Source organism: Spirosoma areae (assembly GCF_054781775.1).
In genome coordinates this window covers 1-15,716 of sequence record NZ_BAAGTT010000002.1, presented here as the reverse complement: position 1 = coordinate 15,716, position 15,716 = coordinate 1, and the positions used below count along the sequence as shown (strand labels likewise).

Here is a 15,716-nt window from a genome sequence, read left to right as displayed (position 1 = left end):
CCATTCATTCTGTCGTAAATTTTCCCGGTAAAGTGATACAAATGTGATGATTGACTATCGGTCAGTGCTGGACGAATCCGTCAAAAAACAGCACAAAACCTCCTTATTTTCCTTGAATACACCAAAAGGCCAGAGTCTGGCCTTTTGGTGAGCATTATCAACCTATAAATTGAGTGGTAAGTTATTGATACGCTACTACTTACCGACTTAATACCCTGGATTTTGCACCAGCGCGGGATTGAGGTCGCGCTCGCTTTGCGGAATGGGCTTCAGCAAATTCTTCGTCGTCCAGTTTTTATTGGGATCAGCCCGACCAAAATCAATGTCTTTTTTGATGTCGATCTTCCCGGCCCGCTGCCAGCGCACGAGGTCGTTGTAGCGGTGGCTCTCGAATGCCAGCTCGACCCGCCGTTCGTGAACCAGTGCCTTAAACAACCCGGCTTCGGTGCCCACCGCTACGTCGGGCAGAATTTTGGCGGTCGGGTCGGCCCGCCGACGCACCTGATTGATGAGCGCGGCAGCTCCGGCAAGGTCTTTAGTCGGTCCCAGGATTTTACACTCGGCCAGCATCAGCAGCACATCGGCGTACCGAATCACGCGTTCGTTGTTGACACTTAGGGGCGAGCGAAAGTCAATGTTGTTGTCGCCCAGTACGTATTTGGCAATCGACGATCCGGTAGCCGAATACGCACTTTTAAACAGCCATTTTTTCGACCCATCAACGTTTTCGCCCGTGTTAAACGGGTCGCCCTCCAGAAAAATGGTGCTTACCCGGCGCGGGTCGCCCGGTTCAAACTCCCGTTGCAGCGAACTCGTAACCACAACCTCTCCATAGCCCTGGGCATTGGCGCCCGGCGCGCAAACGTTGGTCAGGCCGCAGGAGGCCCGGAAATAAATCAGCCGGGCTGTGCCAGCCGAGATGTCTTCCCCATTGCCGTCGAAGTTAAAATCGACGGGAAGCCAGGGGTTGAACCCGCCAATACCCATCTGAATCTCAAAAACTGATTCCGCGTTGTTTTCGGCGTTCGGGGTGAAATTATCCTGGACGTTCTTCACCAATGAATAACTGCCCGCCAATCCCTGAAACTCCGCAGCCGCCTGCGTGTACAGGTCGGCTTTGTTCTCCCATTGTGCCCGGAACAGCAGGGCCTTGCCCAGCAGGGCCGACGCGGCTCCGCTCGTGGCACGCCCCAGATTATCGCTGCTCCACTTTTTGGGCAGACTGGCTTTGGCAATGCGAAGATCGGCGATGACCGCGTCCCAAAGTTGCCCCGGCGACGAGTTACCGACCCGCGTTTCCTCCAGAGTGCGCGGAGTTTTTTCGACCAGCGGGGCCTGCCCGAAATGAATCGCCAGCACAAAATTGAAGTACGCCCTCAGAAACCGTGCTTCGCCCTCAAATGCTTTCTTCGACGAGTCGGACAGGGCCGTTGCTAAGAGTAACTTCTCCAGAATCACGTTCGACCGCTGTATGCCTTTGTACGTCGTTTGCCACACCGCCCGGAATGGCCCGTCATTTGGCGTCCAGTTGAAGATTTCCAGACTGTTGACGGTGTTATTCTCTGTCGTCGTGTCATCGTCGGGCATCAGTATGCTTTGAAACCAGCCCCCGCTGTCGAACTGCTCAAAGGTGTAGTTGAGCAAAGACGAGTAGGCCAGCAACACGGCTCCTTTGAAGTCGTTGTCGGACTGGAAGAATGTTTGTTCATCGAGTTTGCCCAGTGGGGCCAGGTTTAATTTTTTTTCGCACCTTGTAAACAGGCCACAAAGCAGCAACAGGGTAAATGTGTGGGTTATCAGTCGTTTTTTCATGATTTCGCTGTTGATTGGGGCGTTAAAATGTCAGGTTGGCGCCGAGTTGGACCGTAACGGGCTGCGGAATGTTGCCCGCGTCGGAACCGGCAAACAACTGTGACGAGGGCTGTCCGTAGGTCACTACCTCCGGGTCGAGACCACTGTATTTCGTAATCCGAAACAGGTTGGTGGCCGCCACATAGACGCGGGCGCCCTGGAACACCTTTATTTTGTCGAGCACCGTGCGGGGCAGCGAGTAGCCAAGCTGTATGTTTTTGAATCGCAGGAAACTCGCATCTTCTACCCACCGGTCTGAGAAGCGGCCGTTGCTGTTGAGGTCGTTGGCGGTAGCGCGGGGCATGGTGTTGCTCGTTCCTTCGCCCGTCCAGCGGTTGGCGGTTGAGGCTAAGCTGTTGCGGCCCACCCCGCCTAAGTTCTCGCCACCCCGCCGAAACTGGTTATACACGCTGATGCCCGCCACGCCCTGAAAGAGCATATTCAGGTCGAAGCCTTTCCAGTTGGCGTTGACCCCGAAGCCGTAAAAGAAATCGGGGATGGTTTTGCCCAGATACGTCCGGTCTTCCACGTTGATCTGTCCGTCGGGCGTGCCGCTGAACTGCTGCCCGTCGGTGCCCGGCCCATTGTTGTCCTGGAAGATGACATCGCCCGGCACGGGCTTGTTTTTGCCATTGGCAATGTCGGGGATGGCGGCATCGGCCTGGGCCGTATTCTGGTAAATGCCCAGTGTTTTGTAGCCGTAGAAATACCCGATGGGGAAGCCCACCGCCGTGCGGTAATCGCCACTGGCAAACTCCTGAACGCCCGGCGCGAGCGACACTAAGCGGTTACGAACGGTGGTGATATTGCCGAACAGTTCGATGGTCGCGCCCTTGCCCACATTGGTGCGGTAGCTGGTTTCGACCTCGATGCCCCGGTTGTTGACCAGCCCTAAGTTGACGGGAATACTGCCAAAGCCCGACGTCAGGTTGACCGGCAGGTTATACAGAAAATCCTTCGTATTGCGGTTGTAGTACGTAGCGAGCAGATTCAGCTTACCAAAAAACGTCATGTCGAAACCCGCGTCGATGCTCTCGTTGACTTCCCATTTCAGGTTCCGGTTAGTCAGTGCCGGAATGCCCGTACCGCGCAGCGTCGTTTGCCCCGCACCGATGGTGTACCACGGCTGCTGCACCACGCGGGCCACGTAGGGGAAGTCGCTGCCGATGCGGTCGTTGCCCAACTGCCCCCAGCTACCCCGTAGTTTCAGATCGGTAATCAAGGGCAGTTTGTTTTTGAAAAAATCCTCATTGGAGATTCGCCAGGCTGCCGACACCGCCGGGAATAGCCTGGCTCGGTTTTCGGGCGCGAAGTTGGACGACATATCGTAGCGGGCCGTAGCCGTAACGAGATACTTGTCCTTATAATCGTAGCTGACCCGGCCGAAATACGCAAAGTACGCCCGCTCCGACAGCCCCGACCCAACGTTGGAGAATACAAACCCGCCTTTTCCATCCGATGTCCCCTGCTGATTGCGGAGACTCCGGTAGAAATTGGGGTTGGTGCTGCTGAAGTTAGAAGCTGAATAGCCGAGGTTGGTACTCCGAATTTGCTGGTACTCCATGCCGCCAATGGCGTTGATGGTATGGTTGCCGAACGTTCCGTCGTAGTTAAGGGTATTGGTGAAAACCTGCTGCACACCCTCGCCCCGGTCGTCGCCGGCACCGTTCGTGTTGCGCTCCTGCCCCAGTTCAAGGGCGGTGTAACCGGGTTGCCAGCTTGTGTTGCGCGAGGTGCTGAAATCCAGCGCGGCCACCGACCGGAGTTTCAGGCCGCGAATCAGTTCCAGTTCGCCGTAAATGTTGCCCAGCAACCGAAGTGAGCGGTCGGTCGAGTTCACCACCTGGTTGATCCCCGGTGTGTTCAGAATGGTCAGCCCGGCCACGTTCAGGTTGCCCGTGTAGCCGTATCGGTTGTTGGGGATCGAGTTGGTTACGTCTAAGTAGTTGAAAAACGGCGGCATCGTGGCCGAAGCCGAGTACAGAAAGCCGTCGCCCCCGGCATTGCTGCCCCGCTCGGTCTGGTTATAGGCGATGGTCAGAGCCTGCCCGATTTTCAGGCGTTTGCCCACGCGGTGGTCGCTGTTGATGCGAAACGAATAGCGGCTCAGGTCCCACTTTTTCACCATCGACTTCTGTTGAAACAGCCCTGCCGAGACAAAATAATTGGAATTTTCGTTGCCGCCCGACAGCGAGAGGTTGTAGTTGCGAATGGGTGCGTTCTTCTCCACCACCGACTCGCGCCAGATGTCCCGGTTGTCGATACCGAGCAGTTTACCACCAGATCGTAAATCGGGGGGCAACACCAGAAAGTCCGATGTGCCGGGTTTGGCTCCGCTTTGTGCATTGGCCCGGTCGAAGCTTTCCTGCGCCAGCGCCACGTACTGCGCCGTGCTGTTCATCTCGTAAAATTTTGGGAAGTTCTGCACGCCCGAATACACGTCTAAGCTGACACGGGGCTTGCCCGATTTGCCACGTTTGGTCGTAATCAGCACAACGCCGTTGGCCGCCCGCAACCCATAAATCGACGACGACGAGGCATCTTTCAGTACAGAAATCGTCTCGATGTCGGCGGGGTTGATCTGGTTGCCGGTGCCGTCGCCGATGGGAACGCCATCGACCACAAACAGCGGCTGGTTATTTCCTACAGTGCTGATCCCCCGGATACGGATTGACACCGGCCCGCCCGGCGTTCCGTCGACGTTGGTGATCTGCACACCCGACACGCGCCCCTGAATGGCGGCTTCGGCGTTGGCAACGGGGAGTCGTGTAATGTCGCGGGCCTGCACCGTGCCGATGGATTCGGTGAGTTTGCGGGTCGTTTTCTGCCCATAGCCCACCACCACCACTTCATTGAGTGATCGGGCGTCGGCCTGGAGCGAAACATTCAGGACGCTTCTATTGCCGACGGCCACTTCTTTGGCCTGATACCCAACCGACGAGACAACTAACGTACTGGCTCCGGGCGGCAGGTTGAGCTGGTAGTTTCCCTCGGCATTCGTTGTGGTGCCAGTACTGCTGCCTTTCAGCAGGATATTAACGCCGGACAGCCCCCTGCTGTCGGTGTCGTCGGTAATCCGGCCCGACAGCGAGCGGATTTGAGCATACGCTGCGCCGGTCTGAATCAGGGTAATCAGAACGGCCGGTACGATGCGTATTAAGTAGCGAATCAAGGTCATAAAGAGTTGCGTTATCGGGTATTTACCCATAAATAACAGGAGCCTGAATTGATAATCTGGGTGGGTCTGGGTGGTTTGAGCAGGATTAAAATCGTTCCCCTGATAAAATTGGGAGCACCGGTCCTACCGCGCCACCCGCGGTAGGGTAATAACCTTGCTAAGCACAGGCTCAACGTTGAACTTTGTGGCAGGCGTCTGCTTAAACCCACCCAGACCCACCCAGATGCCCCCGGTTCCTAACCGATATTGTCAACGCTGTTTTTTATACAGATTTAAACTGAGTAAATTTCTGACTCATAGCCTGTTACCGGCAATCTTGATCAATTGCCAAAGGCAACTAACCCGACATCGCCCATGCGCTTATCCTGTTGTACCACGTCCACTACGGGTTTGGCCTGTTTAGTGGGCATGCTATTGCTCATGTCGGGGGCCACTCCGCAACGTATCGACTCGCCCAACAAAACAGCCGCCGAAAAATTAGCGGCCATTCAGGTGCCCGAAGGGTACACCGTCGAGGTGGCCGCCGGGCCGGAACTGGTCGACTTTCCCATGTTTTCGACACTCGACGAAACCGGGCGGTTGTTTGTGTTTGAATCCATCGGCCATGTCTATAAAAAAACGCAGGACGCGCTGGACAACCCCCAATTCCGCATCAACCTGCTCACCGACACCAACGGCGACGGGAAGTACGATAAAAGCACCATTTTTGCCGATAAAGTTGGCTTTCCGCAAGGGGGTGTTTTCTATAAAGGAAGCCTGTATGCGACCTCAGCCCCCGATTTGCTCAAACTCACCGATACCGACAACGACGGCGTGGCCGACAAACGCGAGGTGCTACTGACTGGCTGGACGCTCAACGTGAATGCCAATAGTCTGATCGGGCCGTTTATGGGGCCGGACGGCTGGCTCTACCTGACCAGTGCCATCATGGGATTCGACGTAACCACGAAGGAAGGCAAACGGCTCAAAGGCGGCACCGCCCGCATCTGGCGCGTCCGGCCCGATGGCTCGAAATTAGAGTGGATTTCGGCGGGGGGCATGAACAACCCCGTCGAGCTGACCTTCACCGAAGCCGCCGAACCCATTGGCACCGAAACGTATTTTACTGAACCACAGGCTGGTCTGCGCGATGCCCTGGTGTACTGGACTGAAGGGGGCGTGTACCCAAAGCCCAATAACAACATTAGTCGTGACAGCCTGGTACGTACCGGTGAGTTGATGCCAGTCATTTCCAAATACTCGCGGGTGGCCCCATCGGGCATTGGCCGGTATCGCCACACGGCATTAGGAGCTGATTTCAAGGACAACCTCTTCAGCGCCCAGTTCAATACGCACCGGGTGCTGCGCCATAAACTGATCCGGCAGGGGGCGTCGTTCCGCACGGAAGACGAGGTGTTTTTCTCGACCAAAGACGAAGATTTTCACCCCACCGACGTACTGGAAGATGCCGATGGAAGTTTGCTGGTGGTCGAAACGGGTGGCTGGTTCATTCAGGGATGCCCGCTTTCGCAGGTGTCCAAAGCTAATCTGGAGGGCAGCATTTACCGCGTTCGCCGGAAAGACGCGCCAGCGATAGCCGACCCCTGCGGCAACCGGATCAACTGGCCCACGCTCTCGCACGCCAAAGCGTCTGCGTTATTGGCCGACGCCCGCCCAACGGTTTGCGACCGGGCCACCGAGCGACTCGTGGATGCGGGCGAAACCGCCGTTGCGCCCCTCACCAGCCTGCTACGTCAGTCAAAAAACGTCAATGCCCGCACGAAAGCCGTTTTTGCGCTCTACCGAATCGGCACCGCCCCGGCTCTGGCGGGTGTTCGCAATGCACTGGCCGATGCCGACGTGCAGGTGCGTGTCGCAGCAGCCCGTGCGGTGGGGCTGGCGCACGATGCCGGGGCCATGCCGAAACTACTGACGATGATCAGCACCGGCGATCAGGCCACCCGACGACAGGCAGCAACGGCATTAGGTCAACTGGCGGATGCGAAAGCCATTCCGGCTCTGCTGGCAGCAACGGGCAAAACCGAAGATCGCTTCGTGCGCCACGCCCTGATTTATTCGCTCGTTACGCTCAACCAGCCAAAAGCCGTGGAAGTCGCCCTGTCGAACCGAACCGTCGGACCGCGAACCGTCGGACCGCGAACCGTCGGACCGCGAACCGTCGGACCGCCCTCGCCGTTGGTACAGGAAGCGGCCCTGATTGCGCTCGATCAGATGCGCCCTTCGCCGTTGCGGGCCGATCAGATCATGGCCTTTCTGAACAGCCCCAACAAAGCGCTGCAACGCACAGCCCTGTGGGTGGCCGCCCACCATCCCGCCTGGTCGGGCGAGATGACCGACTTTCTGCGTGGTCGGTTTTCGGAGGCACCCCTCAACACAGATGATGAGCAGCTTTATGGCGACATGCTCATCGCGTTTAGTGGCAACGCATCGGTACAGCAATTTATGGCCGAACAGTTACAGACGGCTCCATCCGCCCACAAGTTGTTTATCATGAACACAATGGCCCGTTTTCCCGCCGGGAAGCTGCCCCCCGTCTGGGTTGCGGGTATAGGCGATCAATTCGTGCAGAGCAGCGACCCAGCCGTGCAAACCCGCGCCCTCGAATTGGCTGGCCTGCGGAGCCTGACCGCCCTGACGGGCCAACTCCGGCAGGTGGCCGACCAGGTCAGCAGCCCGGCTCCGCTGCGGATGGGCGCATTGGCTACATTGTCGAAAACGCAGCCGGTCTTTACGGATTCACAGTTTACGTACCTCTATGAGCAGTTGACCGCTGGGGCCGACGCGCCCATCCGGCAACAGGCGGCTGCGGTATTGGCCGGGGGTAAATTATCGGAAAGTCAACTGCTAAAACTCGCCCAGGAGTATCTGCCGAAGGCCGATGCGTTCAGTCTACCGCGCATCATGCCGGTGTTTAAGGGGGCTTATTCGTCGGCAATTGGTATAGCCGTGGCCAATACGCTCGCCAACTCGCCGGGGTTAGACGGTTTTTCGGAAGAGAACCTGAACGCGCTCTTTGCCGGGTATCCTGCCGAAACAAAGTCTGCCGTCGACAAACTGATGGCGAAGTTGCAGGGCGTTCAGGGCGGGCGGCTACAACGACTGAAGGATATGGAAAGCCGGATTGCCGATGGTGATTTGGAACGGGGCCGGGCACTTTTTTATGGTAAAGCCATCTGCTCGACCTGCCATCAGGTGCGGGCCGAGGGCGGAAAACTCGGCCCGGATTTAACCTCCATTCAGAAAGACCGTTCTGCCCACGATTTGCTGGAAGCCATTGTGTACCCGAGTGTTAGCTTCGTGCGCGAGTATGAAACGTACCGGGTTCGGACCAAAACAGGCGAGCAGACGGGCATTATCCAGGAGAAGACGCCTACGGTGATTGTACTCGGAACATCGCAGACTACATCGGTGCGGATTTTGCGGGCTGATATTGTTTCGATGGACCTGCAACCTACGTCCATGATGCCGCAGGGGCTGGATCAACTGCTGACTAAGCAGGAAATGGCCGACCTGATGGCGTTTCTGCTGGGTCAGGATCAGAACCCCGAAACGGATCAGGCTATTTTACGCTAATCCCTTCCACTATGCACCGTCGCCAGTTCGTTAAACATACTTTTTTCGCCGGGGCCGCTGTGGTTGGTGGTGTCTCTGTTGCCAAAGCGGCTACCGAAAACGCGGTCCCCTTCACGACTAAGTTCTCGCCTGAGTTTGGTATTTTCAAAGGGCTGTCTCCTGCCGATCCAGTCGACGAAATCAAGTGGGGCCACGAGCAGGGCTTCCGGGCGTGGGAAAATACGATGCTCAAAAACCGACCCGTTGCCGAGCAGGAGCGGATTAGCAAAGCCGTGCAGCAGTTGGGTATGCAGTTCGGGCAGTTTGTGGGCACGCTCACCTTTAAAGACATCACCTTTGCCGGACGCGATGCGGCTGCCCGCGACAACGTACTGGCCGAGGTACGGGCCTCGGTCGAGATTGCCAAACGAATGAACACCCGGTTCATCCATAACGTACTGGGCGTGGCCGACATGCGCCTGCCGTGGGATTTTCAGATGGCCAACGCCATCGACCTGCTCAAGCGAATTGCCGACATCTACGAGCCGCACGGGCTGGTTATGGTGATGGAGTCGATGAACCACCGGGTCGACCACCCCAACATGTTTCTGCACACCATTCCACAGGCTTACGCGCTGGCCAAAGCGGTGGGCCGCCCGAGCGTGAAAGTGCTGTTCGATTTTTATCATGTGCAGGTGCAGGAAGGCCATCTGCTGGCTACCCTCGACTACGCCTGGGACGAGATTGCCTACATTCAGATGGGTGATTCACCGGGTCGCAAAGAACCCACATCCGGCGAAATCAACTACCCCAACGTACTCAAACATCTGTATAACAAAGGGTATCGGGGATTTGTGGGTATGGAACACGGCCTGAGCAAACCCGGCAGGGAAGGGGCCAAATCCGCCCTAAACGCTTATCGTGCCATTGATGTACAGTAAGTTGCGCTGCAATAGAAACACGTCCCCTACAATTTCTACAGCCACCTGAACCCCCAAATTAATTGACGGTTTTAACCCAACTCCCGCCCGCCATCGACGGGGAAAATACAGCCCGTTGAGAAGGTGAACGATTCGGCAATTGCCACTACTGCCCGCGCTACGTCACCAGCCAGCGCGAGCCGGTTGAGGGGCGTTTTATCTACCTGGCTCTGCATGTATTCTGCCGAAAAATTGCTGGCATACTCGCCCTGCACCCAGCCGGGAGACAGCGACACCACCCGAATAGCAGGAGCCAACGCCCGGCCCAGCGGACGGGTCATGGAATCCATAGCCGCCTTCGACGCGCAATAGGCTACGTTGCTGCCCACGCCCGTGCGCCCGGCAATAGACGAAATATTCACAACAATCGGCTGCTGGCCATTTAGCAGCAACGGTTTAAACGCCCGCACGGTGGCAAAGGCTCCCCGCACATTCACCTGCATAATCCGGTCGAACCACTCGTCGTCCAGCGCATCTAATTCAGCGTGAGGCACGGGTTTGGTGATGCCCGCATTATTGACCAGCACATCCAACCGCCCATAGTGTTCGGTCACAAACGTGGCCATGTCGGTCAGTTGCCCGCTGTCGGTTATGCTGGCCCGAAACAGCCGATGGCCGTCGTTTTCCAGACTATTGAGCGTGGCTTGAGCCTTCTGCTCATTCGACTGGTAATTGACCACGACCCGGTAATTGGCGCGGGCCAGGTGTCGGCAGATTTCGGAGCCGATACCCCCGCCCGCGCCCGTTATGAGGGCTACTTTTCGTTCGCTCATAGATTAAGTGAGTGCGGAGGTTGTCTTCAGGGTAGGTTGACACTTTGACAAAGTTCAGAACTTTGTCAAAGCGTCAACCTACCCTGAAGACAACCTCCGCACTCCGTTCATTTAAACTGTAACTGGCTCTTTTCCGTAGCGTTTCACGCGCAAATCGGCCTGGGCTTTATGGGCCATGAACCCTTCGATTTCGCACAACCGCGAGCAGTATTCGCCCACTTCGGCAGAGGCTTCGTCGGTGAGGACGCGCTGGTAGGTGCAGGTTTTGATGAACTTACCCACCCACAGCCCTCCCGTGAACCGGGCCGATTTTTTGGTCGGCAATGTATGGTTGGTGCCAATGGCTTTGTCGCCGTAAGCTACGTTGGTGCGGTTGCCCATGAACAACGCGCCGTAGTTAGTCAGGTGTTTCTGGAAATAATCCGGGTCAACTACGTTCAACTGAACGTGTTCGGAGGCAATAAAATCGGCTTCGGCAACCAGTTCATCGACCGTATCGACTAAGATGATTTCGCCGTAATCGGCCCAGGCTTTGCTGGCAATATCGGCGGTGGGCAGCGTCTCCAACTGCCGCTCGATTTCGGCCTGTAAACCGTGCGCCAGCGTGGGGCTGGTAGTGAGCAGAATAGCCGGTGAGTTGGGACCGTGTTCGGCCTGACCAAGTAAATCAGTCGCCACCATCTCGACATCAACACTATCATCGGCAATGACCAATACTTCGGTTGGTCCGGCCAATAAATCAATGCCAACCGTACCAAACAGTTGCCGTTTGGCTTCGGCAACGTACTGATTGCCAGGGCCGACAATCATATCGACCGGTTTGATTTCATCCGTACCGTAAGCCATTGCCGCCATTGCCTGAACGCCACCGAGGATATAAATTTCGTCGGCACCGGCCAGCCACATCGCGGCTACCGTTTCGGCGGGAGGCAGGCCGGTTTTGGGGTTGGGCGGTGTGCAGGCAATTACCCGCTTCACGCCCGCTACTTTGGCCGTCAATACGCTCATGTGGGCCGAAGCCACCATTGGATAACGACCGCCCGGCACGTAACACCCAACGCTGTTGACCGGCAGGTTTTTATGCCCCAGCACCACGCCCGGAATTGTCTCGATTTCCACATCGCGGATGGTCGATTTCTGAATCTGTGCGAACCGCCGAATCTGCGCCTGCGCCCAGCGCAAATCGTGCATCGTCTGCTCCGACACCGTACTAATAATCTGCTCAATTTGCTCCGGTGAGAGCCGGAATTGGGCAGGATTCCAGCCGTCGAATTTTGCCGATAGCCGATGCACGGCTTCGTCGCCATTTTTGCGAACGTCTTCCAGGATACTGAAAACAATTTCTCTGACTTTTGCCTGATTGGCATCCGCCGTTTCAGCGTTCATGCCTGCTTTGATGAGTTGCTTTGCCATGTTTTGTTGTAAGGTTCAGTTGTTTATCGGTTGCGCCCGTGCCCCAGGTCTGTGTTCGCGCCCGAGGTCTGTGTCCTCACAGACCACTCGTGCGTCAGCAAAAACCATCCGGTTTGAGAGGTCTGTGAGGACACAGACCTCGGGCGTGGACACAGACCTGGGGATTGACCTGGAGATTCAACTCACCGGCCGATGTAATATAGCCCGGCCACTAATAGAAAAAAGTACACGATGAGCCAGTACGAGGTGCGCTCGAACTTGCCCGGAATAACGTAATAGCTACCTTCGGTTTCGGCCTGATTCGTATTCAGAAAATGCTGTTTCTGGCCGCTCAGGGTGTACATGCCAATACCCGTAGGTGTAGCTCCCACCACGAAACTCGACGCATAGCCGACCACAACCGTCACCACAAAACCGACTAAGTTATACCACAACCAGAATGCGTCGGTAAACACGGCGAACAGTACCACCGCCACCACACCCACCACGAACCCGATGATAACGCCTTGCTGGTTCGTGCGTTCGGTATAAATGCCGAGAATGAACACGCCCAGCGTGGAGCCAACGATGTAGGAACCGTACTTGCTGATGGCTTCGAGGGCCGACAGGTTTTCGTATTTCGACATCAGGATGGCCGCCCCCGCCAGAATGGTGCCGAAGACAAACGTAGACAGCCGCGCGATGCGGAGTTTCTTCGTTTCGCTGGCGGTTGGCTCAATGACCCGCTCGTAAATATCCTTGACAAAAACCGTTGCCATCGAGTTGAGCGAGGCCACCATGCTGCCGATGCCTGCCGCCAGAATAGCCGCGATAATCAGCCCCAGAAAACCCGCCGGAACATATTCCAGAAACGAGATGTACACGTCATTGGCCTTCTCAAATTTTTTGCCACCGTAGAACACAAACAGCAGCAATCCCAGCGTGAGGAAGAACATCATCTGAGCAACGATGGCAAAGCCCGTCGACCACAACGAGAGCTTCAGATTGCGGATGCTTTTGGCCGCCAGCATCCGCTGCACCTGCGCCTGATTGGCCCCGAAATACGATACGTGCAGCACCAATCCACCAAAAACACCCGCCCAAATTGTGTTCGGGGTAGCAAGGTTAGTCGAGAAATCAATGGCCTTTAGCTTGCCCGCTTTATGGACGATGTCGTAGGCTTCGGGCAGCGAAACGGGGAGTTTTGAGATGACAATGAAAAACGAGGTGATGATGCCAATCCACAAAATGGCAATCTGGAGCACATCGACCCAAATTACCGCCGATAAACCGCCCAGCGACGTAATGAAAATCGCCACCGTCATAACCAGAATCGTCGGCACGATGTCTAAGCCCGTTACGTGAGAGAGCACTAAGGCCGGGGCATAAATGACCACGCCCATGATGGCCAGCAGTTTGATGATAAATGCGGCTGCCAGCGTCGCTCTGGCCCCGTAGCCAAACCGCCCTTCCATGTACTCGTAAATGGATACGACCCCGCTGTTGTAAAAAAACGGAACCACGCTGCCGCTGATGAACCACATCACGATGGGAATGTTGAGGCTCAGCACAATCGGCGAGAGACCAGCGGTGTAGGCCCAGCCGGGTGCGCCCACGAACGTGACCGCGCTGACCTGCGTGGCAATGACCGACCCCGCAATGGCCCACCAGGCAAAGTCTTTGCCACCGGAGAAAAACTCGTTGGCACTGCTCGTTTTTTTATTGAGCCGTATCCCAATGGCTATCGTGCCGAAGAAATACAGACCCGCTATTATCCAGTCTATCGGTGCCATGTTCGAGGTGGGTTTTCAGGAGGTCAAAAACGTGAATATCAAGCTGTTCGAGCAAGTCGATTTTGTCGATGAAGACCCAGTTTTCTTTGAGCATATCGCCTTCGCGTCGCCACCAGTCCATCACGCGCATGGTTATTTTTTTGTCGGTCGCGTCGATGCCCATCCAGCCGTTGCCGCCGTGGGTGGCGTAAATGCTCGGCCAGCCCGTTGAGCAGGAGTAAAATCCATCGCCGAAGCGGGCTTTGTGGTGGCCACCTTTCCGGTCGGGGAAGCCGATGAGAAACGGTTTCTGATGGTACTCCTGAAAGCCTTTCAGCCCGCGCGTGGAGCCGGTTCCGCCGGGGCCGTACCACATCATGTTCGGGTGCCAGTAGGTTTCCATCTGCATGGTGCTGAGGTTCTTCCCATCGAAATTACCCAGCGCCTTAATCATGTCTTCGGTGAGTTGCAGCGATTTTTGGCTTGCGGCCTCGTCGGAGCGGTTCGTCAGAATACCATCGTAGGACATTGGCCCGTTGATGATTATTTCGGGGGCGCGGTTGGGAAACAGGTTGAACCCGGCCTGACGAATCACATCGAGCATATCCAGAATACAGTAGGCTGTCTGAATTTTCCCCGCGTTGATTTCGTAGAAAATGCCGTACCGAATCCAGGTAGCCTGTTGCGTGGGCGGAATACCGAGCCATTCGTGTTCAAACGTACCGATGTAGTTCCCCGTCAGACTCACCCATGAGCGGTCGTTGAAATGGCCGCCCATCAGAATATACGGCTGGTCTTCCAGGTCGGGGAAAGCCCGCAGCAACGGCTTCCAGAATTGGTTATACAGCGGTTTGGTGCCCCGAAGTTCGTCGAATGGTTTGGAGCCGTTCCAGCTTAGGTCGGGGGCGAAATACCGGTTCAGAATGGGCTGTAGGTCTTTTTTGCCGGCCATAGCCCCGTTTAGGTCGGCAATCAAATCCGCCACGAGTTGTTTATTGGCCTGCTTCGTTTGCTCTTCCATCGAGAGGGCTGTTAGGAAACTGTCTTGTGCTGGTCTATCGGCATCCGCGTGGATTTGGCACAGCACATCGAACGCATCGAACACGGTCCATTCCTGCTGAATTTTACCACCCGAAACAACGAAGTGACTAATACCCAGAATATTGACCGGCTTACCCGATGCCGCACCGAAGAATCCATTGCCCTGATGCAGCCCCGTGAGACGCCAGCGCACGGCAACGGTATCGCCGGTTGCACCCGGATTGGCCGTAATCCGCTCAACCTGCACGACTCCCTGCGGCACCGACGCAAACAGATTGATTAGATAGGACTGAATCTGGGAAACGCCCCGGTATATTTGGTCGCAGATGCCGTTGACCGTTGCCGTCGGCTGATAATACTCGCCAACCTGATTGATATACCGCCCATTCCAGACGTTCTGGAACAGGTTGTAGAGCAACGTGGCACTGTCGGTCGGTTCGTTTTCGCCCTTCACCGGTAGTTGCTGACCAACCCGATTTTCAGCAATGAACGGAACATGGGGCAGCGATTTATGACTGTATTTTTTCGATTGTTTAGCTAACGCAACCGGGTCGTAGCCGAGTTGCTGAATCAGGTGCAGGTTGTCGCGCACGAGCCATTCTTCTTCGATTTTATTGGCCGACACCACACAATCGGCAATGGTCCGAAAAAAAGCCCGCTTGCCCGTCGGCTGACCGAACGCACTGACTCCCAGATTGGTAGCCGTTGACCCGATTCGGTGCGAGGTATAAAATTTTGTCTCCTGCTCGGCTGACCAGATAACGGCCTCACCCACCAATCGCCGGTCGGGGAAGGCGTGCAGGGTTTCGAGTGTACCGCTGATAACCGAGTTGATACCGTGAATCGTGGACGCGCCCGAATGCAGCGTAATGCTTTCGTCGTAGGTGTCGTAGATGACGCCAATGCCCCGTTCTTCCCAAATCTCGTGGGTGATTTTCAGGATATAATCAACGATGTCGGTGTATTTTGGGTCGAAACCGGGTAGTTCCTGCTTTGTTTCGCCGGGCTGTTTATCGGTGGTGAAGATGATTGAATTCATTTGTGGTTTTGTTTATGAGCTGTTTACCCCCCGTCCCGGAACGTCGGACCGCCCTGAAGGGGCAGGGCTGTTAAGTTCTATGTCCTTTACCCCCCGTCCCGGAACGCCGGACCGCCCTGAAGGGGGTGAGGACCCGGC

At 56.1% G+C, this 15,716-nt stretch carries 8 protein-coding genes; 2 read left to right on the top strand and 6 right to left on the bottom strand.

Going from position 1 to position 15,716, the window contains the following annotated elements; translation table 11 throughout:
• Window positions 1–207: 207 nt before the first annotated feature.
• Together ACYVI1_RS01005 and ACYVI1_RS01000 are read right to left on the bottom strand one after the other, a co-directional pair.
• A complete protein-coding gene (locus tag ACYVI1_RS01005; RefSeq protein WP_460905711.1) occupies window positions 208–1,812 on the bottom strand; it encodes a RagB/SusD family nutrient uptake outer membrane protein in 1,605 nt (534 codons plus the stop codon).
• A 22-nt stretch (window positions 1,813–1,834) separates the two neighbouring features.
• Window positions 1,835–5,029, bottom strand: a complete 3,195-nt coding sequence (locus tag ACYVI1_RS01000; RefSeq protein WP_460905708.1) for a SusC/RagA family TonB-linked outer membrane protein — start codon at window positions 5,027–5,029, stop codon at window positions 1,835–1,837.
• 354 nt (window positions 5,030–5,383) lie between these two features.
• Between ACYVI1_RS01000 and ACYVI1_RS00995 the strand changes: the two genes are divergently transcribed.
• Both ACYVI1_RS00995 and ACYVI1_RS00990 read left to right on the top strand, forming a co-directional pair.
• Window positions 5,384–8,602 carry a PVC-type heme-binding CxxCH protein gene (locus tag ACYVI1_RS00995; RefSeq protein ID WP_460905705.1) on the top strand — a complete coding sequence of 1,073 codons (3,219 nt, stop codon included), beginning with the start codon at window positions 5,384–5,386 and terminating at the stop codon, window positions 8,600–8,602.
• 11 nt (window positions 8,603–8,613) lie between these two features.
• Window positions 8,614–9,522 (top strand): hydroxypyruvate isomerase family protein, encoded by a 909-nt coding sequence (locus ACYVI1_RS00990; RefSeq protein ID WP_460905702.1) that lies wholly within the window; start codon window positions 8,614–8,616, stop codon window positions 9,520–9,522.
• A gap of 71 nt (window positions 9,523–9,593) precedes the next feature.
• Here the strand turns inward: ACYVI1_RS00990 and ACYVI1_RS00985 are convergent, their stop codons facing one another.
• The 4 genes from ACYVI1_RS00985 to ACYVI1_RS00970 form a co-directional block, all read right to left on the bottom strand.
• On the bottom strand, window positions 9,594–10,334 hold the full coding sequence (locus ACYVI1_RS00985) for an SDR family NAD(P)-dependent oxidoreductase (protein ID WP_460905699.1): 741 nt from the start codon (window positions 10,332–10,334) through the stop codon (window positions 9,594–9,596).
• A gap of 111 nt (window positions 10,335–10,445) precedes the next feature.
• Entirely contained in the window at window positions 10,446–11,747 is a 1,302-nt protein-coding gene (hisD, locus tag ACYVI1_RS00980; protein WP_460905696.1) for a histidinol dehydrogenase, read from the bottom strand.
• Between the two features lie 182 nt (window positions 11,748–11,929).
• Window positions 11,930–13,519: a sodium:solute symporter family transporter gene (locus tag ACYVI1_RS00975; protein ID WP_460905693.1), complete on the bottom strand. Its 1,590-nt coding sequence runs from the start codon at window positions 13,517–13,519 to the stop codon at window positions 11,930–11,932.
• Complete coding sequence (locus ACYVI1_RS00970; protein WP_460905690.1) at window positions 13,446–15,578, bottom strand: ester cyclase; 2,133 nt, start codon at window positions 15,576–15,578, stop codon at window positions 13,446–13,448. The genes ACYVI1_RS00975 and ACYVI1_RS00970 overlap by 74 nt, the downstream gene beginning before the upstream one ends.
• Window positions 15,579–15,716 lie beyond the last annotated feature (138 nt).